This is a genomic window from Methylomonas rhizoryzae (assembly GCF_008632455.1).
GTDB lineage: Bacteria > Pseudomonadota > Gammaproteobacteria > Methylococcales > Methylomonadaceae > Methylomonas > Methylomonas rhizoryzae.
Window position 1 is genome coordinate 1,980,335 of the sequence record NZ_CP043929.1, and the last position, 25,097, is coordinate 2,005,431.

The 25,097-nt window shown below is 52.8% G+C and carries 24 protein-coding genes; 17 read left to right on the forward strand and 7 right to left on the reverse strand.

All coding sequences use genetic code 11. From position 1 onward, the window contains the following. The first annotated feature begins 65 nt into the window (after positions 1-65). Positions 66-1,154 (forward strand): IS5 family transposase, encoded by a 1,089-nt coding sequence (locus tag F1E05_RS09055; protein WP_150046768.1) that lies wholly within the window; start codon positions 66-68, stop codon positions 1,152-1,154. A 239-nt stretch (positions 1,155-1,393) separates the two neighbouring features. On the opposite strand, the gene F1E05_RS09060 is transcribed toward F1E05_RS09055, so the two are convergent. Next, complete coding sequence (locus F1E05_RS09060; RefSeq protein WP_150047983.1) at positions 1,394-2,281, reverse strand: Fic family protein; 888 nt, start codon at positions 2,279-2,281, stop codon at positions 1,394-1,396. Between the two features lie 323 nt (positions 2,282-2,604). On the opposite strand from F1E05_RS09060, the gene F1E05_RS09065 reads away from it, so the two are divergent. The 3 genes from F1E05_RS09065 to F1E05_RS09075 are packed head-to-tail and all read left to right on the forward strand — an operon-like array spanning position 2,605 to position 5,729. Beyond that, positions 2,605-3,378 carry a hypothetical protein gene (locus F1E05_RS09065; protein ID WP_190303291.1) on the forward strand — a complete coding sequence of 258 codons (774 nt, stop codon included), beginning with the start codon at positions 2,605-2,607 and terminating at the stop codon, positions 3,376-3,378. Positions 3,379-3,381: 3 nt separating this feature from the next. After that, positions 3,382-3,936, forward strand: a complete 555-nt coding sequence (locus F1E05_RS09070) for a hypothetical protein (RefSeq protein WP_150047984.1) — start codon at positions 3,382-3,384, stop codon at positions 3,934-3,936. Positions 3,937-3,950: 14 nt separating this feature from the next. Further along, entirely contained in the window at positions 3,951-5,729 is a 1,779-nt protein-coding gene (locus tag F1E05_RS09075; protein WP_150047985.1) for a bifunctional metallophosphatase/5'-nucleotidase, read from the forward strand. Between the two features lie 184 nt (positions 5,730-5,913). Here F1E05_RS09075 and F1E05_RS09080 read toward each other — a convergent pair whose 3' ends face one another. Together F1E05_RS09080 and F1E05_RS09085 are read right to left on the reverse strand one after the other, a co-directional pair. After that, complete coding sequence (locus F1E05_RS09080) at positions 5,914-8,157, reverse strand: PAS domain S-box protein (RefSeq protein ID WP_150047986.1); 2,244 nt, start codon at positions 8,155-8,157, stop codon at positions 5,914-5,916. Positions 8,158-8,170: 13 nt separating this feature from the next. Beyond that, a complete protein-coding gene (locus F1E05_RS09085) occupies positions 8,171-9,823 on the reverse strand; it encodes an alpha-keto acid decarboxylase family protein (RefSeq protein ID WP_150047987.1) in 1,653 nt (550 codons plus the stop codon). 363 nt (positions 9,824-10,186) lie between these two features. Between F1E05_RS09085 and F1E05_RS09090 the strand changes: the two genes are divergently transcribed. After that, the gene (locus tag F1E05_RS09090) at positions 10,187-12,103 is read left to right on the forward strand and encodes a HAMP domain-containing methyl-accepting chemotaxis protein (RefSeq protein ID WP_150047988.1); all 1,917 of its coding nucleotides are present in this window, start codon (positions 10,187-10,189) and stop codon (positions 12,101-12,103) included. 136 nt (positions 12,104-12,239) lie between these two features. Here F1E05_RS09090 and efpL read toward each other — a convergent pair whose 3' ends face one another. From efpL to trxB, 4 genes are all read right to left on the reverse strand, one after another. Next, a complete protein-coding gene (gene efpL / locus F1E05_RS09095) occupies positions 12,240-12,806 on the reverse strand; it encodes an elongation factor P-like protein EfpL (RefSeq protein WP_150047989.1) in 567 nt (188 codons plus the stop codon). Positions 12,807-12,809: 3 nt separating this feature from the next. Beyond that, positions 12,810-13,535, reverse strand: coding sequence for an arginyltransferase (locus tag F1E05_RS09100; RefSeq protein ID WP_150047990.1), 726 nt, complete (start codon positions 13,533-13,535; stop codon positions 12,810-12,812). Next, positions 13,532-14,227: a leucyl/phenylalanyl-tRNA--protein transferase gene (gene aat / locus F1E05_RS09105; RefSeq protein ID WP_150047991.1), complete on the reverse strand. Its 696-nt coding sequence runs from the start codon at positions 14,225-14,227 to the stop codon at positions 13,532-13,534. The genes F1E05_RS09100 and aat overlap by 4 nt, the downstream gene beginning before the upstream one ends. Before the next feature lie 223 nt (positions 14,228-14,450). Beyond that, the gene (gene trxB / locus F1E05_RS09110) at positions 14,451-15,407 is read right to left on the reverse strand and encodes a thioredoxin-disulfide reductase (RefSeq protein WP_150047992.1); all 957 of its coding nucleotides are present in this window, start codon (positions 15,405-15,407) and stop codon (positions 14,451-14,453) included. 178 nt (positions 15,408-15,585) lie between these two features. Here trxB and F1E05_RS09115 point away from each other — a divergent pair, with 178 nt between their 5' ends. The 12 genes from F1E05_RS09115 (at position 15,586) to F1E05_RS09170 (ending at position 25,096) form a co-directional block, all read left to right on the forward strand. Then, entirely contained in the window at positions 15,586-17,904 is a 2,319-nt protein-coding gene (locus F1E05_RS09115; protein WP_150047993.1) for a DNA translocase FtsK, read from the forward strand. A gap of 5 nt (positions 17,905-17,909) precedes the next feature. After that, complete coding sequence (locus F1E05_RS09120; RefSeq protein ID WP_150047994.1) at positions 17,910-18,113, forward strand: hypothetical protein; 204 nt, start codon at positions 17,910-17,912, stop codon at positions 18,111-18,113. Continuing rightward, a complete protein-coding gene (locus F1E05_RS09125; RefSeq protein WP_150047995.1) occupies positions 18,113-18,379 on the forward strand; it encodes a SemiSWEET transporter in 267 nt (88 codons plus the stop codon). Before F1E05_RS09120 ends, F1E05_RS09125 begins: the two co-directional genes overlap by 1 nt. A gap of 12 nt (positions 18,380-18,391) precedes the next feature. Continuing rightward, positions 18,392-18,928, forward strand: coding sequence for a cob(I)yrinic acid a,c-diamide adenosyltransferase (gene cobO, locus F1E05_RS09130; protein WP_150047996.1), 537 nt, complete (start codon positions 18,392-18,394; stop codon positions 18,926-18,928). A 66-nt stretch (positions 18,929-18,994) separates the two neighbouring features. After that, positions 18,995-19,399: a ketosteroid isomerase-related protein gene (locus tag F1E05_RS09135; protein ID WP_150047997.1), complete on the forward strand. Its 405-nt coding sequence runs from the start codon at positions 18,995-18,997 to the stop codon at positions 19,397-19,399. 153 nt (positions 19,400-19,552) lie between these two features. Next, a complete protein-coding gene (locus F1E05_RS09140) occupies positions 19,553-19,915 on the forward strand; it encodes a hypothetical protein (RefSeq protein WP_150051896.1) in 363 nt (120 codons plus the stop codon). A gap of 247 nt (positions 19,916-20,162) precedes the next feature. Then, positions 20,163-20,489 (forward strand): cold shock domain-containing protein, encoded by a 327-nt coding sequence (locus tag F1E05_RS09145; protein WP_150047998.1) that lies wholly within the window; start codon positions 20,163-20,165, stop codon positions 20,487-20,489. 31 nt (positions 20,490-20,520) lie between these two features. Then, positions 20,521-21,165, forward strand: a complete 645-nt coding sequence (locus F1E05_RS09150; RefSeq protein ID WP_150047999.1) for a DedA family protein — start codon at positions 20,521-20,523, stop codon at positions 21,163-21,165. A gap of 3 nt (positions 21,166-21,168) precedes the next feature. Then, the gene (locus tag F1E05_RS09155; RefSeq protein WP_150048000.1) at positions 21,169-22,251 is read left to right on the forward strand and encodes an AI-2E family transporter; all 1,083 of its coding nucleotides are present in this window, start codon (positions 21,169-21,171) and stop codon (positions 22,249-22,251) included. 35 nt (positions 22,252-22,286) lie between these two features. Continuing rightward, positions 22,287-23,018 (forward strand): DUF3530 family protein, encoded by a 732-nt coding sequence (locus F1E05_RS09160; RefSeq protein ID WP_232056831.1) that lies wholly within the window; start codon positions 22,287-22,289, stop codon positions 23,016-23,018. Between the two features lie 30 nt (positions 23,019-23,048). After that, positions 23,049-23,282 carry a TIGR02647 family protein gene (locus F1E05_RS09165; protein WP_150048002.1) on the forward strand — a complete coding sequence of 78 codons (234 nt, stop codon included), beginning with the start codon at positions 23,049-23,051 and terminating at the stop codon, positions 23,280-23,282. An 83-nt stretch (positions 23,283-23,365) separates the two neighbouring features. Next, complete coding sequence (locus F1E05_RS09170) at positions 23,366-25,096, forward strand: ATP-binding SpoIIE family protein phosphatase (protein WP_150048003.1); 1,731 nt, start codon at positions 23,366-23,368, stop codon at positions 25,094-25,096. Position 25,097: the final 1 nt, after the last annotated feature.

The following is a 25,097-nucleotide window of genomic DNA, read 5'->3' on the forward strand; positions in this document are numbered from 1 at the left end:
GTAAATCATAAAGTATTGTTCTAAATGATAAAATAGTTCTATCTCCAATATATTGCACTGTCCCCATGCGCGGCGCCGACATTACTCAAGAAGACCTGTTCAGTTACCGAACCCTGGAAAGCCGGATTCCCAAAAAGCATCCGCTACGCAAGCTGCGTCAAGTGGTCGACTTGTTGCTCGCCACGCTAAACGACGAGTTCGACGCGCTCTACGCTCGTCGCGGTCGAGATTCCATTCCGCCGGAACGCTTGTTGCGCGCCAGTTTGTTGCAAGTGCTATTTTCCATCCGTTCGGAACGGCAACTGGTGGAGCATATCGACTTCAACCTCTTGTACCGCTGGTTTGTCGGCTTGACGATAGATGACGAGGTGTGGGATCACTCGACCTTCAGCGCCAACCGCGACCGTTTGCTCAACGAACGGATCAGTCGTTTGTTTTTCGAACGGGTACTGGCCTTGGCCGAGTGGAAACAGCTGATCTCTGACGAGCATTTCTCGGTGGACGGCACGCTGATTCAAGCTTGGGCCTCGCACAAAAGTTTCGTCAAAAAAGACGGCTCGACCCCGCCGCCGGAAGACGGCGGCCGCAATCCCACGGTCAACTTCAAGGGCGAGAAACGCAGTAACGAAACCCACGCATCACGCACCGATCCCGATGCCCGGTTGTACAAAAAGAGCGAGGGCGACAAGTCTCAGCTGGCTTTCCTCGGTCATGCCTTGATGGAGAACCGTAATGGCTTGGTCGTCGACGTCGAAGTCACCCAGGCCACCGGCACCGCAGAACGCGAGGCGGCCCATGCCATGGTCAAACGCACGATCCACAAACCGGGCGCGACCTTGGCCGCCGACAAAAATTACGATACGCAGGATTTTGTCGCCAAGTTACGCCAGCGCAAAGTCACGCCGCATGTCGCCAGCAAAGACAAAGGCTCCGCCATTGACGGTCGCACAACCCGGCACGACGGTTACCGTAAAAGTCTCAAAATCCGTAAGCGGATCGAAGAAGTCTTCGGTTGGGCCAAGACAGTCGGCCCGCTACGCCAAACCAAGTTCCGGGGGTTAAAGAAGGTCGCCGCGCAAACGATTTTTACCTTTGCCGCCTATAACCTGACGCGCATGGGTACCATTTTCGGCTGGCGATACAGTACCGCCTAGGCGGTGGTGCGCCTGAAATCCGCCAAAAGGCGGAATTTAACGCCCTTCGGGGCGAATATAACCGGCTAAAACCGGTTTTTGAGGTGTGATCGGGCTTCCAGAAGCCCAACAAAACCAAAAAATGGTTTTGAAGCCGAAGGCATATAGGCAAATTTCAACACCCTGCTAATGGCCGATAGCAACCACCAAACCCCAAAACACCTCCGCTTCCGAAAACCGGCAATTGTTACCTTAATCTCCTACGCCCCCTGTCTGGCCTTATAGCGTGCTTCCAGTTGAGTCAGTTTCTGTCCGAGATCGGGGGGGGGGGCTAAAAAAACGAAGGCATTTCCATATTTGCGCTTGCTCAGGATATGAAATTCGTCCGCCATTTTGAGTAAATCGGTGCGCGCGGTTTGGTAGCTGAGTTTATGGGCGGCCTGATGTTGCTGGATGGTGTAGATGGTCGTCGGGTGATCCAGCGCATGTCTCAGAATCGCCAACTGCCTGTGGTTTAATTTGCCTTGTAAAGCCGAGCCTTCCAGGCATTGCTCTATCTCGAATATCTCCGCCGTTTTCTTTTCCAGATATTGATGTAGAGCAGTTATGGCTTTTCTGATGACTTCCAGTTGATACACGATGAAATACGTCAAATCGTTATCGTCGGTTTCGGAATAAAGATAGGCTCTGCCGTATTGCGCCGGCGCTTGCTTAATGATTTGCGATATGGAAGTAAACTCCATCAGCCAATAGCCTTGGCTTGCCATGGACCAGTAAAACAACGCCCTGGCGGTACGTCCGTTGCCGTCCACGAACGGATGGTCGTAACCGATCATGAAATGCAGCACAATCGCCCGAATAACCGGGTGGATGAATTCCTGGGCGTCGGTATCGTTGGCGAAGGCGCATAGTTTGGCGACTCTGTCCGGCAGCTCGGCAGCATCGGGCGGGGTATGCAGCAACACCGAGGCGGTGGCATCGACCACGTGAATATCGTCACCGGCTTCCCGATACTGACCGGTTTTTTTAGGGTCCTCCAAGGTGTTTTCGGTCAGGACATCGTGCAGATGCAGAATCATAGACTCCGTCAGCCGTTCGTTTTTGACCTCCCGGATAAACTGCATGGCATGGTAATTATTGAAGATCATCTGTCCATTCCCGCCATATCCGCGTCCCTTCAGTAGCTGAACTCAAGGCGAATATCTTGAAGGCCTTGCTGATAAGAATGCCGTCCCGCTCGTTTTCCGCTGGAAAAAATTGAACTGGGAGCTTGCGCGATGAGTAAGCGTATTGATGGCGCGAACTACTAACCGGCTTTATCGTGCACCTCCCGAACTCAATGCCCCATTCCCGGTGTGCGTCGGACCGTGTAATACGTTTCATCGAATGTTCACGCCTAAATCATAAGCCCATCACAAAAAATCCCTAAGCTGGCCGCAGTTTCGATAGCTAACCGACCGGAGGGATTTTTATGTTTCGCACTTTACTGGCCTCAGCCTGCTTGGCGTTGTTGAGCGGTCAAGCTTCAGCCGCTTTAACCAGCGGTGATTTGGCGTTTACGGCGTTCAACGCCGACGAAGACGGCTGGGCGATGACGACGTTCGTCGATATCGCCGCCGATACCACCATTTTCTTCAGCGACAACGAATGGAACGGCAGCAGTTTTAACAGCGGCGAATCGTTTCATAGTTGGCACACCGGCAATAACGCGATTTCGGCCGGCACGGTGATTCGCTTTAGCAACATCGACCAAGCCGGCCGTTCGGTTTCGGTCGGAACGTTAAGCGGCAGCGGCAGCAATTTCGGAATCAGCGCTACCAGCGAAACCCTCTATGCCTATTTGGGCAGCGATTACAGCACGCCCGGAATTTTTCTAACCGCTATCTCCAGCGAGGGCGATGTCAATATCGTGCCGACCGGGTTGAGCGCCGGGGTCAATGCCGTGGTGTTGACCGATAGTAGCGATTATGCCGAATACATAGGTCCTAGAAGCGGCTTGAGCGAGTTCGCCGATTATGCGGCCTTGGTCAACGATGCGGCCAATTGGTCGATTTTGGTCGGCGGCGATCAATCCCTGCAAACACCCGATACCGCGAGTTTCAGCGTGGCGCCGGCCAGCGTGCCGTTACCGGGCACGATTTGGTTGTTCGGCAGCGTTTGCGCCGGTCTGGCGGCCATGCGCTCGCATAATAGCCGCTTGATCGTAAAAGCCAGCGACCGTTGCGTCGCCTCGGCCGGGAGATAGTTTATGAACTTGCAAAAAGTGTGTTTGGCCGGCTTGCTGAGCATGGCCGCGACTTGTGCGCAGGCGGCTACCTTGACGGCCGACGGCACTTGGTACGCCTTCGACGTTGACGAATGGGCGTCTTTGTCCGGCGGATTGGAATGGATAGATTTGGACGGCGAGGCATTGAGTTTCGATTTTAATTTGACGGCCCCGGCGTATTTGCGGGTGGTCGACGCCGGTTTCGCCGGTGACCGCTTTCAAGTGTTCGACAACGGCGATTGGTTGGGAGAAACCTCGGTGCCGGCCGCCAGCTACCCGGACAGCGTCGCAGCCGATTTCGACGCAGCATACGCCAATACCGCTTACAGCCGAGCCGTGTATTGGTTGGACGCCGGCAGTCATAGCATTAGCGGTTTGCTGAGCGGGTCCGCTACCGACGATTCCGGGTTAAGCATCAATGCAGCCTTAGGTGCGGTCAGTGTGACTGCGGTGCCGGTACCGGCTGCGGTTTGGTTGTTCGGCGCCGGTTTGGGCTTGCTGAGCGGGGTTTCCCGCGGCCGTATCGGCAAGCGTTAAGCGGGAGGACGAGCATGACGTTGAAAAATTTAACCGGCGCCGCGGCTTTGGGTTTGAGTTTGGGTTTGATAGGCAACGCTTGCGCGGCGCCTTCCACCACCCCGACCAAAACCATCAAAATCGTGGCATTTAACGATTTTCACGGCCAATTGGAATCGCCCGGCAATTTTCGCCCTACGCCCAGCGGCTCGGCGAGCATTCCGGTCGGCGGCGTGGATTGGCTGGCCGGCTACGTAGCGGAGCTGCGAAGCCGCAACCCGGACAGCATCGTGGTATCGGCCGGCGATTTAATCGGGGCAACGCCATTGGTTTCGGCTTTGTTTCACGACGAAGCTACCATTGAAACCATGAATCGGCTCGGTTTGGCGCTGAATGCGGTCGGTAACCATGAATTCGACGAAGGTAAAGCCGAGCTGTTGCGTATGCAAAACGGCGGTTGCCACCCTAGCGATCCTAATTCTTGCCGCGGTGCCGATGTCGGCACTCCGGTGCCGTTCGAAGGCGCCAAATTCAAGTTTTTGGCGGCAAACGTGGTAGACGCGGCCAGCGGCAAAACCTTGTTCGCACCTTATGCGATTAACGTGATCGGCGGCGTGCGGGTGGCGTTTATCGGCATGACTTTGAAGGAGACGCCGACCATCGTTACCCCCAGCGGCGTAGCCGGCTTGAGTTTCAAAGACGAAGCCGCCACGGTCAACGCGCTGGTGCCCAAGCTGCGCGCGCGCGGCGTGGAAGCTATCGTGGTGTTGCTGCACCAGGGCGGTACCATACCGGTGACCCAAAGCGAATCGACCATCAATAACTGCGACGAGGGCTTGGACGGTTCGCCGTTGCAAGGCATCGTCAATCAACTGGACGACGCGGTGGATTTGGTGATTTCAGGGCATACCCATCAAGCTTATAACTGCCGCTTGCCTAATCGGGCGGGCAGGCTGATTTCGGTCACCAGCGCCAACGCGCAGGGCAGGGTGCTGACCGACATCGATGTCAGCATCAACCGCGCCAGCGGCGAGGTGGTCGACGTGCAAGCCAACAACATCGTCGTCGACCGGAGCAGCGCCGATGTGCTTCCGAATACGGATATCAAAGCGATTGTCGACCATTACAAAGCGATTGCTCAACCGGTGGCCAACCGGGTGATAGGCAGCATTAGCGCCGATATTACCCGTACCGCGACGGCGGCCGGCGAATCCGCGCTGGGCGATGTGATCGCCGATGCGCAATGGGCGGCAACGGCCGCCGTCGGTTTCGGCGAGGCGGTGGCGGCCTTTATGAATCCGGGCGGCATCCGCGCCGATTTGAGTTTCGCCTCCGGCGCCGCCGCGGAAGGCGACGGCAAGGTGAGTTACGGCGAGGCCTTTACCGTGCAGCCCTTCGGCAACAGTCTGGTGACCTTGACCTTGACCGGGGCGCAAATTCATACCTTGCTGGAACAGCAGTTTACCGGCTGTACCGAAGGTTATCCCGCGGGCGCTCCGGCTAGCGGTCAACCTTTCAACCGGATTTTGCAAGTATCGGCAAGTTTTAGTTACACCTGGCAGGAAAAAGGCACGGCATGCGACAACGTCGATCCGGCCAGCATCAAAATCGGCGGTATCGAGGTTGAGCCGGATGCCGGTTACCGGATAACCGTCAACAGCTTTATGGCCGACGGCGGCGACCAGTTTTACGTCCTGACCCAAGGCACCGACCGGTTGGGCGGCGCGTTGGATTTGGATGCTTTGGAAAGTTATTTCCAAGCGAATTCACTGGTTGCACCGGGGGGGCGCGATCGCATCGGTTGGTTGCCGTAACCGCCGACGCAGGAAAAAGAATTAAGGAAGCTCGTCATACCGGCAAGGAACGCCGGGTTCTATTTTGCAGCACCGTGCTAACGATAAGGTCAGACCGGTTTTTTCAAACCTCAGCTTACTCCCCAGGCCCGTCCGGCCCGCTTTCGGACGGGCTTTTTTTGTTTGGGCGCGAGCCCATGCCCGATTAAGCGGATTTCCAACGCAGCACGACCAAAGTGACGTCGTCGTGGAAGTTATCGCGTTGGCAAAAGTCGACTAATGCGGCTAACAGCGCGTCAATCACGGCTTGCGGTTCGGACTCGCGCTCGGCGGTCAGGATGTGTTTCACCCGCTGTATGCCGAAGAATTCCTGTTGCGGATTTTCGGCTTCTATCAAGCCGTCGGTATAAAACAATACCAGGTCGCCGTCGTTCAATTGCGCGGTTTGTTCGGCGAATTCGACGTGCTTTCGTACCCCGATCAGCAGGCCGTCCGCGTCTAATTCCACGATGTCGGCGTTGTTGGATGGGCACAGCAACGGTGGCGGGTGGCCGGCATTGGCAAAGTGCATCAAGCGCCGGGATAAATCGATCTGCATGTAAAACAAGCTGATGAAGTAATCGGCGTGGTCCAAATCGTCGAACAAGAATTGATTCAACGCGGATAAGGAGGCGGCCGGCGAAGCCGGGCTGCCGGTTTGTACCCGCAATGCGCTGCGAGTTTCCGCCATAAACAACGATGGGCCTATCGAATGGCCGGATACGTCGGCGATGACGATATCGACATGTTCGGCGTCGCGATAGAAATAATCGTAGTAATCGCCGCCGACTTTATCGGCCGGCAAGCAAACGCCGGTTATTTCGAACTGGTCGGTGGCAATGGCCGAGCTTGGCAACAAATTGGCTTGGATGCGCTGGGCGATTTTCAACTCGTTTTGTGCGACGGCCAATTCGACCTGGGCCTGACGTATGCGTTGCTCCGCCGCTTTACGGCTGCTAATGTCGTGAATGAAGCCGCTGAAAATATAGCTGTTGCCGAGTTTCAGCGGGGAAATGCTCAGTTCCACCGGAAATTCGCTGCCGTCGCGGCGTACCGCGATTTGTTCGATTTGCCGGTTCAAGATTGCGCTTTGACCGGTTTTTAGAAATTGCTGCATGCCTTGCCGATGCGCGGCGCGAAACCGTTCCGGGATGATGAGCCGGTCCAGGCGCCGGCCTATGGCTTCCTGCGCGGACCAGCCGAACAGGGTTTCGGCGCGTTGGTTCCAATCGGTGACCATCCCGTAAGCATCCATGATTACGATGGCGTTGATCGAGCTTTCCAAGATCAGACGGGTGCGCTTTTCCGATTCGATCAGCGCGTTCTGGTATTGCATGCGGGCGGTAATGTCTCTGTCTACCCCGCGCCATTTCAGCAGTTTGCCGTTGGCGTCCGTCAGCGGCAGGCCGGTGGATTCGGTGATGACCAGATGACCGTCCTTATGCCGGTAATGGTTGACCAAGGCGTGAAAGGAGCGCTGGCTGTTGGAGAAAGTGGTTTGGGCTTGCTTGTCCTGGGCCGTCAGCAGTTCGGTGTAGTGTTTGCCGATGATTTGCTGTTGGCTTAACCCTAGAATTTGTTCGACCGCGACACTGCTGTACAGATAATAACCTTGCGGATCTTGTTCCCACAGCCATTCGCCGGATAACTCGGCCATTTGCCTGAAGCGTTGTTCGCTTTCTTCCAACGCCATTTCGGTGGCTTTTCGTTGGCTGACATCGTCTTCGATCGCCAAAAAATGGCTGATTTCGCCGCGGCTGTTACGGATTGCGCTGACGCTTTCGTGCACCCAGTACAAATGACCGTCTTTATGTTTGTTCAACATTTCGCCCTGCCACTCGCCGGATTCGATTAGCGCATTCCACATCGCCCGGTAATCGTCGCCGCTCATTTTGCCGGATTGCAACATGGACGGCCGCCGGCCCAATAGTTCCTCGGAGCTGTAACCGGTCATCACGGTAAATTTGGGGTTGACGTAGGCGATAACCCCGTCGCGGTCGGTAATCATTACGGCGTTGGCGCTTTGTTCCACTACCCGGCGCATCACCAGAAAATCGTTGCTGGATTTGAGCGCTTGAATCACCAGTACAAAATCCTCGTCGCTAGCCTGCGGTAATGGCGAAATCGACAGCACCGCCGGAAAAGACAGCCGCTGTTTGGTAATGACTTTGGCCCCGAAACAATTGTCGGAAGCTTTCAGATCGCTCAGGGCTTGTTGCCAAATCGCCAGCTCCCGGCTTTCCAAGATCGCGGTCAACGGTTGATCGGCGAGTTCCGCTTCCTGATAACCTAATAACTGCGCAGCGGTGCGGTTGACGCGGCGGATGCGGGCGTCGGCGGCTTCGCAGCCGCGGCGGCCGATCCGCACGATGAGCAGGTTGAAATTAAGCTGTTCGAGCAGATCTTCCATGTCGTATCCGGATTTAGGCGCCGGTTTTGACTTTGTCGTGCATATGTTCGGCCAAGCGCCGCATTGCCGACGAGGTATCGCTGGGCGCCAGGCGCACGTTGATGATGCTGGGCATGTCGCGTTGGGCGATGCTAGCAAGCAACGCCTGTTCGAAACTTTGTTCGGTGTCGGCGACGAAGCCTTGCAGCGGCCCGAACAACTGACCTAGTTGCTCGAAATGCCAATCGCTGATGTCGTTGAACGGCCCTTCCAGGATGAAGCGTTCGGTGTTGTAGCCTTGATTGTTGAACACGATTACGATGGGCGCTAAACCGTAGCGAGCGTGGGTGGCCAACTCGGTGCCGGTCATTTGAAAAGCGCCGTCGCCGACCAAGATCAGCGCGCGTTTGTCGGGACGGGCGATTTGCGCGCCCAAGGCGGCCGGTACCGCAAAACCCATCGTGGTATAAAAGCCGGAGGATAAAAATTCGCTTTGCTCGTGTACGCGTAAATCGATGGACGCGAACATACAGTCGCCGACGTCGCAAACCGCGATAAATTCCGGAGTAAGCGCTTGGTTCAAACGGCCTATCATGCGTTGCATGCTGATCCGCTTATCGGCTAGCGGAAAGTCCGGGGCGCCGACGGCAGTCGTTTTGGCGACGAAGCGTTCGTCGTTGGGAGCCAGCGCGGCGACCAAGGCCGGTAAAAAGTCGGCCAGCGCTACTTTGGGATAGCGGTGCGAGCTGATCACGACCTCGTCCTGAGCGGCCCGTATCATATGCCGCGGGTTAAGTTTGGCGGTATAAATGCCGGTGTCTATGTCGTTCAAGGTGACGCCCAGCATCAGGACCAGATCGGATTGTTCGACCACGTAACGCGCGTACTCGGTGCTCATGGCGCCTTCGTAGATGCCGAGGTAAGCCGGGTGGCGTTCGGCGATTACCGATTTGCCGGTCAAGGTAGCGGCTACCGGTGCGCCGGTACGTTCCACCAGTTCAAGTACTGCGGTTTGCAGGCCGCGCCGGTGCAGTTCGATGCCGGCGACGATGCTGGGCGAATCGGCTTGGGCCAGCAGGGTCAAGGTTTCGGCGACCGCTTCCGCCAGCGCAGTAGGATCGCTGGTAAAGCCGGGCACGGCTTCCACCGGCAAGGGGTAACCCAGCGCGCCGACCTGATCGCGCGGAATTTCGATATATACCGGTTTGCAATGACGTTTGGCGGCGGCGATGGCCTGGTCGATTTGTCTGAAAGCGATTACCGGGTCCGACAGGACCACGGTGGCGCAGGTGATGCGTTCGAAGATTTCCCGTTGAAAATTGAACGGGCCGAAGCGGTGGTGCAACAAGGGATCGTCGATTTGTTCCTGCACGCCCGGCGCGCCGCTAATCACCACGACCGGCGACGCTTCCGCAAAAGCGCCGGCAACGGCATTGACCGTATTCAAAGCGCCGACGCCGTAAGTGACGGCTAAAGCCCCCAAGCCGCGGCAACGCGCGTAGCCGTCCGCGGCGAAGGCGGCACTATCCTCTCGGGTGGTTCCTATGTGGCGTATCGGGCTTTTGACCAACAAATCGTAAAAACCGAGCACGTAGTCGCCGGGTATGCCGAACATGTCCGTTACTCCCGCGGCATAAAGCCGGTTGAGCAGGTATTGGCCGATGTTTTCCAAATTATTCTGATTCATGGCTATGTTCCCCCAGGCTGTGCGTGCCGGTTAGCTGAAACAGTATCTGCGTTCCAGTGTGTTGTGTAATGAATGCAATGCATAGCAACACGGTTGTTAGAGCCTATGCCGGCGTTCGTCTTTCCGGCAATGCCGATTTGCCGCTTCAGTATATGCAATGAACATTCGATGTGGGGATAAGTTCCGCCGGCGGTTCAGCTTGGGCAAGAACGGTTCTGAGGAGGGGGATTGTTGGGATATTCCCTGAAAGCTCAACTACACTAAAATTTCGCTTATCCGGGCTGTCTCGTATCGCTAAGGTGATTGATTCGCCGGAGAAGGGATCAACACGTCGCTCAGCATATCCTGAAGAAGGGGGGACAAATGACGGTTAAACAAAGATTGATCTCGTTGGCCGGCTCGGCGTTGCTTGGCATCAGCGCCATAGCCGTCGTCGGCTACGTGCAATTGGGTAAGGTTTATGACACGGCGAGTTATGCAGGGTTGAATACCGTGCCTACTTATCGGAGCTTTTTCGATATTTTGGGACAGTTGGACAATTTACGCGAACGTTCCTTGTTTCACGTCATCATTACCGATGAAGCCGGTATGGCCGGCGCGGAGGTGAAGATCAACGATGCGCGGGCCAAATTGGATCAAGCATTAGCGGCGTACACGACGACTGCTTGCGGCGGTGCAAATTGCATGTCGGACGAAAAAGAGCAGCAAATGTTTGACGAAGTTAAGTCCTTGTTAGCTGCTTACGATATTCAGCGGCTGAATGTGCAAAATTTGTCCAAGCAAAATCGCACTAAAGATGCGGAGATAGCCGTCAGGGAAAATTTGATGCCGGCGATCGAGCGGTTGCAGGCCGCAATCTGGAAAGAGCTGGACTATAACTCCGAATTAGCCAATCAGGCTTTAGCCGATGCGGCTGTCGTCGGCAGCAGCGCGACCGGAATTTCGATTGCTATCTGGGTGTTGGCTTTGTTGGTGATCGGCATGATGAGCTGGCTGATCATTGTCAATTTAATGCGTCAGCTGGGCGGCGAACCGGATGTGGCCGCGCAAGTGGCGAACAAGATTGCGGAAGGCGACCTTTCCACGTCCATTCAACTTGCGGGCGGAGATTGCACGAGTTTGATGTATTCGATGAAGGTCATGCAGGACGGTTTGAAGCAAATCATATCTGAAATCAAAGATTTGGTGGCTGCGGCCAATCAGGGAAATTTCGACGTCAAGATGGATTTGCAGGCTAAACAAGGGTACGCCAAAGAGGTGGCGGAATTGTTGAATCAGTTGTCGGGCACGGTAGATACCGCCTTTAAGGATACCATAGAGGTGGCTCAAGCCATGGAAAACGGCGATTTGACCAAGACGGTCACCCGCGAATATCAGGGGGCTTTCGAGCAGGTGAAACTGGGCCTAAACAATACCGTGGAAAAATTGGCGCAGACGATCAGCGAGGTGGCCATGGCGGCGGAACAGCTCGGTAACGCGTCCGAACAAGTCAACGCTACTTCGCAAGCTTTGTCGCAGGCTTCCAGCGAACAGGCGGCCGGAGTCGAGGAAACCAGCGCCAGCATCGAGCAAATGGCGGCGAGCATCAACCAAAACAGCGAGAATGCCAAAGTCACCGACGGCATGGCCAGCAAAGCGGCCAAAGAAGCGCATCAGGGCGGCGAAGCGGTAAAGCTAACGGTAGAGGCGATGAATGCGATCGCCGCCAAAATCGGCATCATTGACGATATTGCCTATCAAACCAATATGTTGGCGCTGAATGCGGCCATCGAGGCCGCTCGCGCCGGCGACCACGGCAAAGGCTTTGCGGTGGTGGCGGCGGAAGTGCGCAAGCTGGCGGAGCGTAGCCAAATCGCCGCACAAGAAATCGGCGAGTTGGCACAGTCCAGTGTCAAAACCGCCGAAGCGGCGGGCGGCTTGTTGGCCGCCATCGTACCGAGTATCGTCAAAACTTCGGATTTGGTGCAAGAAATCGCGGCGGCTTCGCAGGAACAAGCGGCCGGGGTCAGCCAAATCAATTCGGCGATGGGGCAAATGAGCCAAATTACCCAGCAAAACGCTTCGGCTAGCGAGGAATTGGCGGCCACCGCCGAGGAAATGACGGCGCAAGCCGAACAACTGCAAGCGTTGATGAGTTTTTTTCAACTGGCGCAAAAGACCAGAGAATCCCGTCCGGTGCACGCCGCCACGCGCGCCGGAAAAATGGAAAATCATGCGTTGCTTGCCTCCGCAAGGCCGGGCTTTTTTCGCGACGATTTGAAAAATTTCGAACGCTTTTGAGCGGTTGGTTTAAGTGGTCGCTTGGATAAGGCGAGCGGCGCCTCGTTCCGCGGTGCCGGAACGAGGTTGGTTCTGCGATTGGGTAGGTACGCTCGACAAAGCCTTCAAAATAGCCAACTTTGCCGGCAAGCCGGTTTTATGCGCGCGACGAAAACTTGCCGGTTTCGGTATTGACCTTGATCATTTCGCCGCTTTCGATGTATTCCGGTACTTGTATTTCCAGGCCGGTCGACAGTTTTGCGGTTTTGGTGCGGTTGGTGGCGCTGGCGCTTTTCATGGCCGGCGGCGTTTCCACGACTTCGAGGGTAATCGTGGTCGGTAACTGGATGCCGAGTGCGCTATCGTCCATCAGCAACATGATGATGCCTTCCAGGCCGTCGGTTAAATAGTCGGTTTGGCCTTCCAGATCGTCGGCGGACAACGCATACTGCTCGTAGGTTTCGCTGTTCATAAAATAGTAGGTGTCGCCGTCCTGGTAAGAATATTGGACGTTACAGCGCGAACAATCCGCTGCCTTGAGCATGTCGTCGCTTTTATACGTTTCGTCCAGCTTTTGCCGGGTTTTCATGTGGGTGAAACGAATTTTGTACAGCGTGGTAGCACCGCGCGAGGTCGGATTGCGAACTTCGATATTTTTGACGACATAGGGTTCGCCGTTGATTTCTATCGCGGTCCCTTGCTTGAGTTCGTTGGCTTTAGGCACTGCTTAATCCTCGTGAGTAGGTTGATGGGGTTGAACGGGTTGCCAGCTATCGCCGATTAGGCCTTGCAGCGGCTGATATTGATTTTTGTAGCGCATTTTACGGCAGTCCGCGATCCAAAATCCCAGGTATAAAAAATCCAGATTACGGCGTTTTGCTTCTTCGATCTGCCAAAGCACCGCGTAAACCCCGGGGCTGTATGCGTCGAACTGCGGATCGAAAAAGGTATAAACCGCCGATAAGGCATTGGCAAACGCATCCACCACGGCGACCGCCGCCAGTTTGCCGTCGATCAAAAACTCCACGAACCAAGTGTTGCACCAGCTGCTGGTCAAGAAATGCAGATAGTCTTCGCGGGTAATCTCCGGCCGCAGGCCGCCGTCGTGCCGCCTGGCGAGGTAAAGCCGGTAAAGTTCGAAATGGCGCTCGGTAAATTCCGGTGTCTTGATGACAACCTCTGTGCCCAGATTGCGTTTTTGGCAACGCTTTTGCGGGCGGCTGGGCTTAAAGGCGGCAACCGGGATGCGCGTGGGTACGCAGGCGTTGCAGCCTGAGCAATGCGGGCGATAGACCTGCTCGCCGCTGCGGCGAAAACCCTTCGCCAACAATTGCTCGTACAGCTGCGAATTCATCGCGAAACGCGGATGAACCACAATGGATTGCGACAAACGGTCGTCGAAATAGCCGCAGGCGGATTCCGAGGTCAGCCAAAGCGGAAGCGCACTGTTCATGACGACTGCCAAGCGCTATCCGCGGCGGGGTTGCCGCACCAATCCGCGATCAGGTCGGCGAATTGGGTCCGAGGTATTGCCTGCGCGCCCAGGCTAAGCAAATGGCCGCTGCTGACTTGGCAATCGATTAGCCGGTATCCCCAGTCTGTCAGCTGTTGCACGAGCTGAACGAAGGCTACTTTAGACGCATCCCGCTGGCGGTGAAACATCGACTCGCCGAAAAAAACCCGGCCTATGGTTACCCCGTACAATCCGCCCGCCAATACACCGTCGTGCCAAGCTTCGACACTGTGCGCGTAGCCCAAACGATGTAATTCGCTGTACGCGGCCAGCATGTCTTGCGTGATCCAAGTACCTTGTTGTCCCTCTCTTGGCGCGGCGCATTCTTGCATTACCGTCGAGAAAGCCTTGTCGAAAGTGACGTCAAAAGTCTGCCGGCGCAGGGTTTTGCGCAGACTGCGGGATACCTGCAATTTATCGGGGAACAGTACCAGTCTCGGGTTTGGGGACCACCACAATATCGGTTCGCCCGGTCCGTACCAAGGAAAAATGCCGTGCCGGTAAGCATTCAACAAACGTTGCGGCGACAAGCAACCGCCGTAGGCTAATAAGCCCTCCGGATCGCTTAAGGCGAGAGCGAGGGGCGGAAACGCTTGGCCAGGATTACGGGAGTCGAGTTGGACGAGTTGCATGTCAAAGGCTGACGGAGAACAACGGGCTATCTGCGCCGTAGCGGCCTGGCGTGTTTCGCTTGGTTGTCACTGCAAACCGCCGCTCGCAGGGTTTACGGTCTGCCGATATACCTGAGTGCGCTGATGATGTGAGGGACATGATGTCGTTCGTGGCGAAAAACCGAGACTAAACCCGGCGGCCGCTCGTGTTTGCCGGACGCCGGGTTAGCGGATGCGGATGGTATTATCCGGCTAAATCGTCCAGGTATTTTTCGGCGTCCAGCGCGGCCATGCAGCCGGCACCCGCCGAAGTAATGGCCTGTTTATAAACCGAGTCCATTACGTCTCCGGCTGCGAATACGCCCGGTACGCTGGTGGCCGTGGCGTTACCGTTGATGCCGCTTTTAACCACGATGTAGCCGTTTTGCATGTCCAGCTGCCCGGTAAAAATATCGGTATTGGGCGTATGGCCGATGGCGATGAATACGCCGTGAACATCGATTTGTTGCGTTGCATCGCTGTCTACATTTTTGATCCGTACCCCGGTGACGCCCATTTCGTCGCCTAACACTTCGTCCAGGGTATGGTTCCATTCGATGCGCACGTTGCCGGAGTGAGCTTTTTCCAGCAATTTGTCCGCCAGGATTTTTTCCGAACGGAATTTGTCGCGCCTGTGAATAACCACGACTTCGGAAGCGATATTGGCCAAATACAAGGCTTCTTCCACGGCGGTGTTGCCACCGCCTATGACCGCGACCGGTTTGTTGCGATAAAAGAAACCGTCGCAGGTGGCGCAAGCGGAGACGCCGCGGCCTTTGAAGTTTTCCTCGGACTCCAGACCCAAATATTTGGCGGAGGCGCCGGTTGCAATGATCAGGGCGTCGCAGGTATAAACCCCCGAGTCGCCGGTCAAGCTAAACGGACGTTGGCTCAGGTCTGCGGTGTGGATGTGGTCGAAGATGACCTCGGTATCGAAACGTTGCGCGTGGCGCAGCATTCTGTCCATCAATTCCGGGCCTTGCACCCCGTCTACGTCGCCGGGCCAATTGTCGACTTCCGTGGTGGTGGTCAATTGACCGCCTTGTTGCATGCCGGTAATCATCACCGGCTTCAGGTTTGCGCGGGCGGCGTACACGGCCGCGGTATAGCCGGCCGGGCCGGAGCCTAATATCAATAATTTGCAATGTTTAGCGTCAGCCATGTTAGAGGGCTCTCCAGGATGCGGTTTTGAGATGGGAAAATTATACGGACAAACGGCGGGCGTTAAAACCGCAAAGCCGCTATCGGCCGGGCCGGAATTACGCTGAGTTCAAGCGGAATCTGCTGTTAGTCGTCTATAATACTGTTTTATCGGGATTAAACTTTGAGAGCATTGAAACATGAGTGCTGTGGTGGAAGAGAAAAATACGCGCGGATATAGGGAAATTGCCTTGCTGGCATCTTCTTGCGGCGGGCTTTTTTTACTGATTGCTTTGCTGACCTTCAATTCCGACGATCCGGGTTGGAGTCATAGCACCTCGTACCAAGATATCAACAACGCCTGCGGTTTGTTCGGAGCCTGGTTGGCCGATTTCGTGTTGAGCTTTGTCGGCTTGATGGCGTATTTGATGCCGTTGATGATTTTTTGGATAGGCTACGTGCTGTATGCCTTGGACAGCATTCAAGCTACGCGTTGGCAAATGTTGCTGCGGGCGGGCGGCTTCGTCGCTACCGTGGTTTCGGGTTCGGCAATTTTCTTTTTGCATTTGCATTTTTTACGCAGCAAGGTCGATTTACCGGAAAGCCCCGGCGGAATTTTAGGCAGGGAAATCGGCGATAATTTGGTACATCTACTGGGTAATTCGGGTTCTACCTTGTTGTTGTTGGGCATGTTTATGACCGGGATTACCTTGCTTACCGGCTTGTCGTGGCTGAGTGTTATGAATTGGATAGGCAAATTTGCCTTATCCTCGGCCACCGCCGTCGGTCGGCAAGCGGTGGCGGTCCCGGCCCGAAATCGCGAACCGCAAGCGAAAAAACCGGCGGTGCCCAGAAAACGGCGGGATGTGGAACAGGAGGAGGATGGCGAGAGCAAAGCGCAACGCAACGCTATCCAAATCCTTAAAGCTTCTAGCCGGGAAACAACCGCCGATACCGGGAAAAGCCCCGAAACCGCTAAAAGCGGCAAGAAGAAAACGGTTAAACCGGCGGATTTCCCTGCCGAAGTCTACAGCAATGCCTTACCGCCGCTATCCCTGCTGGAAAAGCGTGAAATCAAAGTCAAGCGCTATTCCGACAGCGAGTTGGAAGATATTTCCCGCCAAGTCGAAGAAGTGCTGCAGGATTACGGTATCAGCGCCGAAGTGGAAGCGGTTCTGCCAGGCCCTGTAATCACGCGTTTCGAATTGCGGTTGGCCGCGGGGGTTAAAGTCAGCCGCATCAGCAGTTTGGCGAAAGATTTGGCGCGGGGCTTGTCGGTTACCAGCGTGCGCATCGTCGAAGTCATTCAAGGCAAGTCGGTGATCGGCTTGGAAATTCCCAATCAAGAACGGGAAATGGTGTCGTTGCGCGATTTGCTGGAATCGGACGATTTCGAACGGGCCAAGTCCAAATTGACCTTGGCGATGGGTAAAGACATTTCCGGCAACCCTATTGTCGCCGATTTAGGCAAGATGCCGCACGCTCTGGTAGCCGGCACCACCGGTTCCGGTAAGTCGGTTGCGATTAACACCATGATTCTGAGCTTGTTGTACAAAGCCAAGCCGGAAGACGTGCGCTTGATCATGATAGATCCCAAAATGCTGGAGCTGTCGGTATACGAGGGCATACCGCATCTGTTGACGCCTGTGGTTACCGACATGAAAGACGCGCAAAATGCCTTGCGTTGGGCGGTAGGCGAAATGGAGCGCCGGTACAAATTGATGTCCAGCGTGGGTGTGCGGAATTTAGCCGGCTACAACCATGCGGTTAAAGAAGCCGAAGCGAAAGGCCAACCGTTGCGCGATCCGCTGTTCAGGCCGGAAACACCGGTGGCACTGGAAGATTATCCGCTATTGAGCAGCTTGCCGAGTATCGTCATCGTCATCGACGAGTTAGCGGACATGATGATGGTGGTCGGCAAAAAAGTGGAAGAGCTTATCGCCCGATTAGCGCAGAAGGCCCGCGCCGCCGGCATCCATTTGGTGTTGGCGACTCAGCGTCCTTCGGTCGACGTGCTGACCGGATTGATCAAAGCCAATGTGCCGACCAGAATTTCGTTCCAGGTGTCCTCGCGCATCGATTCCAGGACCATCATAGACCAAGGCGGGGCCGAGGCCTTGCTGGGGAACGGCGATATGTTGTTTTTACCCTCGGGGACCAGTATTCCGCAACGCGCGCACGGCGCATTCGTCGACGATCACGAGGTTCATCAAGTGGTGGAGTTTTTGAAACAAACCGGGCCGGCCGATTATCTGGAGGAGATCACTCAAGAGCGCAACGATAACGGCGAGGTGGCCGGCGCGGAAAGTGACGGCGGAGAAATGGACAGTCTGTACGACGAAGCGGTGGCTTTCGTGACCCAATCGCGCAAAGCCTCCATTTCCAGCGTACAGCGGCGTTTCAAGATCGGTTATAACCGAGCCGCACGCATCATAGAAGAAATGGAAAACGCCGGCGTGGTCAGTCCGGCCGAGACCAACGGCACCCGGGAAGTTTTGGCGCCGCCGCCACCCCGTTGAGACTTATGCATCTGGCGCTTTTAGGCTTGCTCGCCGTTTTGGCAATATCGGCAACTGCCGGTTGGTTAATGGTTGGAAACAAACAACAAGACAAGCCGGTGCGAGTCATGATGTTCGTCGGCTATTTCTGGTTGCTGACTTTTTTACAGTTTTTGTTGCTTGCCGCAGGATATTTTTTAATGCACCGTATTGGAGGCGTGGGCGTTTGATGGGGATTGTTCCCGATTTGGTGGGTTATCTGGCGGCGATTTTAACGACTGTATCGTTCGTACCCCAAGCCGTATTAACCTTGAAAACGCGCGATACCGAGTCTTTATCGTTCGGCATGTACGGATTATTTACTTTGGGCGTGTTTCTATGGCTGATTTACGGCATATTTTTACGCGATACGGCGATTATTTGCGCGAACGCGGTTACCTTTTTACTGGCGGCCACGATCTTGGCCGTTAAAATCCAAAACCATTTTCGCCGTTGAGGCCTGATTAAAATGAAAACGAGAGAGCGGCGGCACGGCGTAGTGTTGGTCAATACCGGCGCAGGTAAGGGCAAGTCGTCCAGCGCGTTCGGCGTGGCGTTCAGAGCGGCCGGCTGGGGTATGCAGGTCTGCGTGATTCAATTCATTAAAGGCCAATGGCAAACCGGCGAACATAATGCGGCGCAACGCTTCGATAACATCGAATGGCACGCCTTAGGCGACGGCTTTACCTGGGATACCCAAAATCCGGAACAAGACATTAAAACCAGCCGGGAAATCTGGGAATTCAGCAAGCAAAAGATTACTTCCGGGCGTTATGATTTAGTGGTGTTGGACGAAATCAATTATTGCTGCGGATACGGATGGATCAGCGGCCAGGAAATTGCCGATTTCATCCGTGACGAAAAGCCGCATTGGCTGCATTTGATTCTGACCGGCCGGAACGTGGCGGCGGAAGTAGTGGCGGTCGCCGATACCGTAACGGAAATGCAGGCAGTCAAACATGCATTTCAAGCGGGTATCAAAGCCGAACAGGGCATCGAATTTTAGGCTGAAAAATTTTGGCGATTCTGGCAGAATCTGCGTCCTTTTAAACCTTATGGTACGAGCGTAAGCATGCAGCAAGCTAAACAACTAATCGAGAAATATTATCAAGCCTTCAACAATGGCGACATGGATACTTTCTTAAGTTTGTTGACCGATGACGTGGTGCACGACATCAATCAAGGATCGCGCGAACAAGGCAAGGAAGCGTTTGCCAAGTTTATGGACAAAATGAACCATCACTACCGCGAGCAGCTGGTCGATATGGTCGTCATGGCTAACGAGGACGGTAGCCGAGCAGCTGCGGAATTTGTAGTGTTAGGCGAATATTTGAATACCGACGAAGGCTTGCCGGAAGCGAACGGCCAGACATACCGTTTGCCTGCCGGTGCATTTTTCGACATACGCGACGGCAAAGTTGCACGGGTTACCAACTATTACAATCTTGGCGATTGGGTTGCTCAGGTGGAGTCATAACCTAAGCTGTCGTTTCGCTCGGAGTTCCGCGGGGCTAGGATCATTCGTTGCCGATGGCGCGAATCTGGCATAGAATCCGGCCCGCGACTTTTCGGATAGGCCGAACATAACAACTATAAGAGGAGAGCAACAATGAGTGAAACGCAGAAAACAATGAGTGAAACGCAGAAGTTAGTGATTGCCGTTGTCGGAGTATTTGTAGTCGGTTTCTTGTTGGTTGGGGCCAGTAAAGAGCAATCTAACGAACAAAAAGAGGCCGCTTCCCAGATTCGGACATTGGTGGCCATGCAGGAAATGGCCAATCAAAAATGCCCGAAACTGATACAGAATAAAACCGGTTCGCAGGTATTCTTTCCAAGCAAAACCGATACCGATAAAGAAACCTACGTGACTTTGGAATGGACCGGCGAACAGGGCGATAATTTCAAAACCGCAACTTGCACTCTTCATCAGCAGTTAGGCGGCGTGTCTAAATTGGTGATCGACGGCAAAGTGTTGATCGATAAAAAATTCTAATGTATCCCGGCGTTCCATTGATACTTGGAACGCCTATCCTCTCGATCGATAAGATCTGCGTTGCAGATAGCCTGTCTTCGGCGACAAAATTTAGTCACTCTTCCGGACGCTGGATGCCGGATTCGAAAAGATCGCAGTGGCGGTTCGTATCAATTCATTTTTCGATTTCTAAACGGCGCGGGGCGGTTATGTCATTGCCGCCAAGCGAATGTTTGGGGCACGGGTGCCTGAACTTATGGAGCAAGGTATGTCGGATAATTTTCAAAAAGGTGTGCTAAAAGCTTGGAAGGACGATAGAGGCTTTGGCTTCATTCAGCCCGAGGACGGTGACAAAGATATTTTCGTCCATATCTCCGCATTGAAAGGCATGGCCAGAAGACCGGTTAAGGGCGACGTCATACTGTACCAAGTTGGCCCGGATGCCGGGGGTAAGTTCAAGGCGGTCAATGCGCGTATTTTAGGTGTGGACACGTTGCGAACGCCGACTAAGGCGTCGAAAAAATGGCTATGGATAGTCGCTATTATTCTTGGCATGTTGAGCGCTGCTGTCGCCGCTTTGCATTTGTTCTATTAGAACTACTCACTATTATGGTTTTGGACTACCCATGGATTTATTGCAATTCATATTCGATATTTTAATTCATATTGATAGACATCTGGCTAATATCATAAGCGAATACGGAAATTTGACCTACGCGATATTATTCATTGTCATCTTCATCGAAACCGGTTTGGTGGTCATGCCGTTTCTTCCAGGAGATTCTTTGTTATTTGCGGCCGGCGCGTTTGTTTCCATCAGTTCGTTGGAGCTCGGTTGGTTGATAGGTTTGTTGTCGTTGGCTGCCATTGCCGGGGATACACTGAATTATGCCATCGGTCGAAGCTTGGGCAGAAAAGCTTACGATATAGGCTGGATAGACCGTAAACATTTAGACCAGGCCCAGGCTTTCTATGATACCTATGGTGGAAAGACTATCGTGTTGGCTCGCTTTGTGCCGGTAATCCGTACGTTTGCGCCATTCGTCGCAGGTATCGGCCGAATGTCGTACGGTTATTTCATTGTCTACAATATTATCGGCGGCGCTGCTTGGGTATCCATATGTAGTATTGCCGGATATTGGTTCGGTAATATCCCGGTAGTCAAGCAAAATTTTGAATTGGCTATATTGGCTATAGTGTTGGTTTCGATATTACCTATAATATTGGAAATTATAAAATCGCGGCGAGAATCGGCTTCCGAATCGGGGTGAAGCGTGAGCGACTCACAAAAATGGTTGTTGATTGCATTGGCAATAGGTTTATGCGGCTTGATTTACTTATTGATGCCGATTTTAACTCCGTTTGCCGTTTCCGCAGTTTTGGCCTATCTTGGCGATCCGTGGGTGGATCGTTTGGAGGTAATACAGTATCGAGGCTTTCGCTTAAACCGAACAACAGCGGTTTTATTGGTATTCGTCGCAATTTTTGCCGCTGCGACAACGCTGTTTTTGATTATAGTGCCTACCGTCGAATATCAAATTGAAATATTCATTCAAAAATTGCCGTCTTATTTACATTGGTTCAATCAGTCTATTGTTCCTATTTTACAAAAATATTTGGGTAAAGGCATAAGGCCCATCAAAATTGATCAATTATTGAATTTGGTGCGTGGATATTGGCAAGACGGCGAGGCGGTATCCCAGAGTATATTACAATCCGTTTCTCATTCCGGCGTCATTGTGATCGGCTGGGTAATGAATTTGATTCTTATACCCGTCATTACGTTTTATTTGTTACGCGATTGGGATGTATTGGTTGCGGGCGTACACGATTTGTTCCCGCGCCGTTCGGCTTCCGTAGTGGCTTTGTTGGCTAGGGAGGCCGACAACGTATTGGGCGCATTTTTGCGCGGCCAATTTTACGTGATGCTCTCATTGGCAGGTATTTACAGTGCCGGCTTATGGGGGGTGGGTTTGGATTTGGCATTACCTATAGGCTTAACGGCCGGCTTGATCAGTTTCGTGCCGTATATGGGGGCGGTTGTAGGAATTATTAGTGCATCGATTGCCGCGTTACTGCAATTTCAAGATGTGTTTCATTGGTTCTGGGTTCTTGCGGTCTTTGCCATCGGTCAGAGCATGGAAGGCATGCTGCTGACGCCGTGGCTGGTAGGCAATAAAATCGGGCTCCATCCAGTTGCGGTGATATTCGCAGTTTTAGCGGGCGGGCAGGTGTTCGGCTTTTTTGGAATATTGATAGCATTGCCGCTTGCGTCGATCATAATGGTGTTGTTGCGTCATGCTCATAAACACTACACCTACAGCGATTTCTATAGCGGTGGTTCCTCTTATTTGTGAGTTTTTGGCGTTCACGCCTTTTATTCTTGTATTGTGTGTCCGCCTTTGCATGGGCTGGCGATAGTATTCGGGAGCTTGATTACGCCGGCGAAATACAGCAAATTTTGCCCATAGAGCAGGTGGTATGGCTGACAGCGCTTGACCATAAGTTTTTAGGGTTATTTCTTGACGCGGAAAAAACCGATAACGCATATGCGGTTTTGATATTGCACGATATTGGTCAACATCCGGATAGAAAACAGGTCGTTCATTTATTGCGTACCGAGTTACCCCTGCACGGTTTTGCGTCCTTGTCGGTGCAGATGCCGCTACGAGAAATAGGCGCGGGAGCGGAGGAATACTATCCGCTGTTTGACGAGGCCAATGCCCGCATCCAAGCCGGATTGGCTTATCTGCGCGAGCGTGGCGCAAAAAATATCGCTATCGTTGGATACGGTTTGGGAGCGAACATGGCGGCCTATTCTTTAACGGTTTCGGCTAAAGGCGTGTCGGCTTTAATAGCGATTAGTTTAGGCTTGCCCGATGCTGCGCAGCCGCAAACAAACGTGCAGGAATTTCTGCAACGGTTTGCGTTACCGTTTTTGGACATCTATGCGGAATTCGATTTGCCTGCCGTGCTCTACTCGGCCAGACAGCGTCGCGTCTTGGCACGGGAAAACCCCGCGTATTGGCAAATTCGCTTGGATGGCTTGGATCACTCTTATAAGGAAGACACGCAGTTGTTAGTCAAAAGAGTGCTTAGCTGGTTGAAAACTAATATAAATTAATTCTTCAATATATAGCATTGGAATTTAATCATGTCCTTAAATCATGAAATCCTCGACGAACTTCGTCTTTTAACCTTGTTCAATCTCGCCTCTATTCAGGAGGGGATAAAGGTGCATAGTGATGCAGATCCGGACATGATTGCCGCCGCGGAACGGCTTTGGCATAAAAATTTGATTACTCAGAAAGATGGCGGATATTTAACCGATTCGGGTATTGAGGCTGTTGAATGTATTCAAAAAGCTATCGATATCTTAAGTAATTGATAATAAAATCCGCCTTCTCTTCTGCTCGCCCTGTCAATCGTAGAATATATACAGAAAATATGGAATTTACATGAATTCCTACAATGCATGCTTGGCCTACTGGAATGGAATATAACCTATCAGAGCTTGAATCGACTGTGCAAGTCTTGCTATTAGTCGACGACTGGGGTAAAGGTAATATTCAAACAATTGAATTTATTTCTAAATGTGGGTACCAGTGCAAGGTCGTTACAAACGTTAAAAAAATCGATATTTCAATTGCAGAAATTGCTTCGGTAAGTATTTTATTAATTTTAGCCGAGCGAAATCTAGCCGAATTAATTCCGTTCATTCGAAAAAGTCTAAGCTATTACCTACCGGTTGTTGCCATTGTTAACGATCCTGATGATATTAAATTGGCTGCTTATCGTTGCGCCGGCATTGAAAATGTACTTGCATTTCCGTTTCATAAGGAAATGCTGCTGCTGAGTTTGGAGAGTGCGCTAAGGCTGGCTGGAAATCTCCGGCTCAATAATCCTCAGCAGCTGGAGAGAGAAGGGCAAAAACCGCAGTTTTCCCAAGAACAGGAAATCGCTGCAAAAATATTTAGCAATATATTGCAAAGCAACTATTTCAATACTTCATCGGTAAAGTCCATTATTTCTCCGATGTCTTTATTTAACGGGGATGTTTTGATGGTGGAAAAAACCCCGGATAACAATCTTTATCTGTTGCTGGGCGATTTCACCGGACATGGATTTTCCGCATCGATAGGTGCTACCCCTGTGGCCGATATTTTTTACGGAATGTCGCGCAAAGGATTCGACTTGCTGGCTATCGTACAATCGATTAACAGCAAATTATGCAAAATGTTGCCGGCCAATATGTTTTTGGCGGCATCCGCGGTTGCGTTGTATCCGGAATCTAAGGTATTGAGTGTGATTTCCTGTGGTTTGCCGGAACATTATTTAATTAATACTCTTGACGCGAGCTATATTAAAATAAAGTCGAAAAATGTTCCTTTAGGAATTTTAGAAGAACAGCAATTTGTGGTTAAAAATTTTAGCGTGACCAATAACCACAGATTGTATTTGCTGACCGATGGCGTTTTTGAAGCCCGCAATCAATGTGCCGAGCAATTCGGCTCGCAACGCGTTTTAAATGCACTCACTACGAATCCTGATAATGGTTTGGATGCGTTGCAGACTAGTTTGAAGGAATACACGCTGGGATCGCAGCAGTCGGACGATATTTCGTTGGTGCAATTGTGCTGCATTGTTGACCAAGTTCCCTGGATACAGCCGGAATGCGAGATTGCCTCCAAACATATTGAGCCTTTACGGTGGCAAGAAAGCATGATGTTTGATATTAAGACATTACGTAGCGTTAATCCTGTTCCGATTTTTGTTAATTCGTTAATCGATATTCAATGTTTGCAGCAATATAGGCAGGCGATATTTATCATCGTCAGCGAATTGTTTGCCAACGCTTTAGATCACGGCTTATTAAAGTTAAATTCCGGGACTAAAAAGTCTCCGGATGGTTTTTTAGAGTACTATCAATTAAAAGAACGGCGCTTGCATGAAAAGGAAACCGGCTGGATAAAGATGTCCTTTAACCATGTGCCTAGAGAAAACGGGGGACGGTTGACGATAAAAGTTGTCGATAGCGGCGATGGCTTCGATTGGAAAACTCGCTCCCATCCGGCTTTGGATGAGAACATGGGGTTTAGTGGCAGAGGCGTTAAACTGGTCGAAGCGCTATGTAGTGAAGTGACGTTTCACGGCCGCGGTAATCGGGTTACGGCGGTTTTCGATTGGAAAAATAGCCATTAAT

Excerpts from the sequence above, each read along its gene's own strand:
- F1E05_RS09055 (WP_150046768.1), top strand. The coding sequence starts at position 66 with ATGCGCGGCGCCGACATTACTCAAGAAGACCTGTTCAGTTACCGAACC.
- F1E05_RS09060 (WP_150047983.1), bottom strand. The coding sequence starts at position 2,281 with ATGATCTTCAATAATTACCATGCCATGCAGTTTATCCGGGAGGTCAAA.
- F1E05_RS09065 (WP_190303291.1), top strand. The coding sequence starts at position 2,605 with ATGTTTCGCACTTTACTGGCCTCAGCCTGCTTGGCGTTGTTGAGCGGT.
- F1E05_RS09070 (WP_150047984.1), top strand. The coding sequence starts at position 3,382 with ATGAACTTGCAAAAAGTGTGTTTGGCCGGCTTGCTGAGCATGGCCGCG.
- F1E05_RS09075 (WP_150047985.1), top strand. The coding sequence starts at position 3,951 with ATGACGTTGAAAAATTTAACCGGCGCCGCGGCTTTGGGTTTGAGTTTG.
- F1E05_RS09080 (WP_150047986.1), bottom strand. The coding sequence starts at position 8,157 with ATGGAAGATCTGCTCGAACAGCTTAATTTCAACCTGCTCATCGTGCGG.
- F1E05_RS09085 (WP_150047987.1), bottom strand. The coding sequence starts at position 9,823 with ATGAATCAGAATAATTTGGAAAACATCGGCCAATACCTGCTCAACCGG.
- F1E05_RS09090 (WP_150047988.1), top strand. The coding sequence starts at position 10,187 with ATGACGGTTAAACAAAGATTGATCTCGTTGGCCGGCTCGGCGTTGCTT.
- F1E05_RS09100 (WP_150047990.1), bottom strand. The coding sequence starts at position 13,535 with ATGAACAGTGCGCTTCCGCTTTGGCTGACCTCGGAATCCGCCTGCGGC.
- aat (WP_150047991.1), bottom strand. The coding sequence starts at position 14,227 with ATGCAACTCGTCCAACTCGACTCCCGTAATCCTGGCCAAGCGTTTCCG.
- trxB (WP_150047992.1), bottom strand. The coding sequence starts at position 15,407 with ATGGCTGACGCTAAACATTGCAAATTATTGATATTAGGCTCCGGCCCG.
- F1E05_RS09115 (WP_150047993.1), top strand. The coding sequence starts at position 15,586 with ATGAGTGCTGTGGTGGAAGAGAAAAATACGCGCGGATATAGGGAAATT.
- F1E05_RS09120 (WP_150047994.1), top strand. The coding sequence starts at position 17,910 with ATGCATCTGGCGCTTTTAGGCTTGCTCGCCGTTTTGGCAATATCGGCA.
- F1E05_RS09125 (WP_150047995.1), top strand. The coding sequence starts at position 18,113 with ATGGGGATTGTTCCCGATTTGGTGGGTTATCTGGCGGCGATTTTAACG.
- cobO (WP_150047996.1), top strand. The coding sequence starts at position 18,392 with ATGAAAACGAGAGAGCGGCGGCACGGCGTAGTGTTGGTCAATACCGGC.
- F1E05_RS09135 (WP_150047997.1), top strand. The coding sequence starts at position 18,995 with ATGCAGCAAGCTAAACAACTAATCGAGAAATATTATCAAGCCTTCAAC.
- F1E05_RS09140 (WP_150051896.1), top strand. The coding sequence starts at position 19,553 with ATGAGTGAAACGCAGAAGTTAGTGATTGCCGTTGTCGGAGTATTTGTA.
- F1E05_RS09145 (WP_150047998.1), top strand. The coding sequence starts at position 20,163 with ATGTCGGATAATTTTCAAAAAGGTGTGCTAAAAGCTTGGAAGGACGAT.
- F1E05_RS09150 (WP_150047999.1), top strand. The coding sequence starts at position 20,521 with ATGGATTTATTGCAATTCATATTCGATATTTTAATTCATATTGATAGA.
- F1E05_RS09165 (WP_150048002.1), top strand. The coding sequence starts at position 23,049 with ATGTCCTTAAATCATGAAATCCTCGACGAACTTCGTCTTTTAACCTTG.
- F1E05_RS09170 (WP_150048003.1), top strand. The coding sequence starts at position 23,366 with ATGCATGCTTGGCCTACTGGAATGGAATATAACCTATCAGAGCTTGAA.